The organism is Flavobacterium sp., from assembly GCF_035760125.1.
Taxonomy (GTDB): domain Bacteria; phylum Bacteroidota; class Bacteroidia; order Flavobacteriales; family Flavobacteriaceae; genus Flavobacterium.
This window is the reverse complement of sequence record NZ_DASTTN010000128.1, coordinates 1-2,420: the sequence shown is the minus strand read 5'-3', so window position 1 is coordinate 2,420 and position 2,420 is coordinate 1. Positions and strand designations below refer to the sequence as shown.

Sequence of the window (2,420 nt, the reverse complement as noted above, 5' to 3'; positions counted from 1 at the left end):
CAATGGGGAATTTAGATCTTAATATATTGGGGCATTTATTGTTGGGTTCATTGCCTGGAATTTATTTAGGAAGTATGTTGAGTGGTAAATTACCTGATTTATTGCTTAGAAATGCAATTGCTGTAATGTTGTTTTATGTTGGTTTTAAGTTGGTTGCCTAAACTTTTTAAGGGTTTGTTTTTATAAAATAAAAGAATATAATTGTTGTGTGAAGTGCTCTCGCTGGTACCAATCATTATGTACGAGTTCTATTTTTTCTACTTTGAATTTACCAAAATCAAAAGTTCTATATTCCTCTAAAGATTTCAATAGGGCTTCTTTGTCGATTATTTTTTCTCTAAATCTTATTACTGTTGAATGAGCGGTTTGAATGGCATAACGGCTGTCAATACTTTGTTGAAGTCCAGAATTTTTAAAATTTGTTCTTAAGTTATCTCTTAATTGATCTAAAGAATTATTGTTGGTAAATCCTTGAATCATTATGGCAGAATTGGATGCCGTAATTCCTTCAAAATGGATTTCCAAATCTTTTATGTCTTCGATGCTTTTTTGAATGATTTTTCGATACTCAGGAATTGAGATTGTCTTCAAATCAAATCCATCGTGGCACGATATTATGGATAAAACCGTAATGTGTATGTCTGAATTTGGGTAGTAATATTGATTAGGATTGCTTTTTTTAAGTTCGTTAAGAAAATCTTGAATCTTATTTTTAACTTCTAATGACGGTCTTATTAGTACTGTAATTCCAAATCGATTATCAGAAGAAGAATCAATCAAGTGGTCTATTATGTATTGGTCTTTTTTTATGTTTTCGATAGAATTGACGTAAAGACTATTGTAATGCTCCTTCAGATTCATTTTGTTTTTCTGATTTGATTGTTGAATTAATTGTTTATGATATCTGGATATAAAGGTATGTCAAATTTGATTTTCTGGCACAGACTAATGATGTTAGAATTGCAAGAGGGATAGAAGCAAGCTACCGAAGTAGCGCGGATAGCCCGACCGCATTAGGGAAAGGGGCTGAATAAGCGTGTGCTGAATTTGGCCCCTTTTCCTAATGTGGTCTTGCCTAAATGATTTTTAAAATGTCAGTTTGTCATATGATTTTATGCCAATTGTAATGAAAACTGACAATTTACTCGGTTTTTTATATTGGCATAAAGATTGCCTTAGAGTCTTCGAGCCGTTAAAATAAGTATACAATAAAAATTAAATATATTAAAAATGGGTAAAATAATCGGAATTGATTTAGGTACAACAAACTCTTGTGTTTCTGTAATGGAAGGTAATGAAGCAGTAGTAATCCCTAATGCTGAAGGAAAAAGAACAACACCATCTATCATCGCTTTTGTTGAAGGTGGAGAAATTAAAGTGGGTGATCCTGCGAAAAGACAAGCAGTAACTAACCCAACTAAGACTATTGCTTCTATCAAACGTTTTATGGGACATTCTTTTGCTGAAATCACTGAAGAAGCAAAAAGAGTTCCTTATTCTGTAGTAAAAGGTGACAACAATACTCCACGTGTGGATATTGATGGTCGTTTGTACACTGCACAAGAATTGTCAGCTATGACACTTCAAAAAATGAAAAAAACTGCTGAAGACTATTTAGGTCAAACAGTTACTGAAGCAGTTATTACTGTTCCTGCTTACTTTAATGATGCTCAACGTCAAGCTACAAAAGAAGCTGGTGAGATTGCAGGTCTTAAAGTTATGCGTATCATCAACGAACCAACTGCAGCTGCTTTGGCTTATGGTTTGGATAAAAAAGGAACTGATCAAAAAATTGCTGTTTACGATTTAGGTGGAGGTACTTTTGATATCTCTGTTCTTGAATTAGGAGACGGAGTTTTCGAAGTATTATCTACAGATGGAGATACTCACTTAGGAGGAGATGATTTTGACCACGAAATTATTGACTGGTTAGCTGACGAATTTAAAGCTGAAGAAGGTATTGATTTACGTTTGGATCCAATGTCATTACAACGTATCAAAGAAGCTGCTGAGAAAGCAAAAATTGAATTGTCATCTTCTGCAGAAACTGAAATCAACTTGCCATATGTAACTGCTACAGCTTCAGGACCTAAACACTTAGTTAAAAAATTGACTAGAGCTCAATTTGAAAAATTAACTGACTCTTTAGTAAAACGTTCTATGGCACCAGTTGCTAAAGCGTTGAAAAATGCAAATTTAACAATAAATGACATTGACGAAGTTATCTTGGTAGGAGGTTCTACTCGTATCCCAAGAATCGTTGAAGAAGTTGAAAAATTCTTCGGTAAAAAAGCGTCTAAAGGAGTTAACCCTGATGAAGTTGTTGCAATTGGAGCAGCTATTCAAGGTGGAGTTCTTTCTGGAGATGTAAAAGATGTATTGTTACTTGACGTTACACCTTTATCTTTAGGTATCGAAAC

Annotated in this window: 2 protein-coding genes; one reads left to right on the top strand and one right to left on the bottom strand. The window is 33.8% G+C overall.

Annotated elements, in window-relative coordinates; genetic code table 11:
- Positions 1–180: 180 nt before the first annotated feature.
- Positions 181–861, bottom strand: coding sequence for a 2'-5' RNA ligase family protein (locus VFS71_RS05245; RefSeq protein WP_326399802.1), 681 nt, complete (start codon positions 859–861; stop codon positions 181–183).
- 369 nt (positions 862–1,230) lie between these two features.
- Between VFS71_RS05245 and dnaK the strand changes: the two genes are divergently transcribed.
- A partial coding sequence (dnaK, locus tag VFS71_RS05240) for a molecular chaperone DnaK (protein ID WP_326399801.1) occupies positions 1,231–2,420 on the top strand: 1,190 nt, incomplete at its 3' end.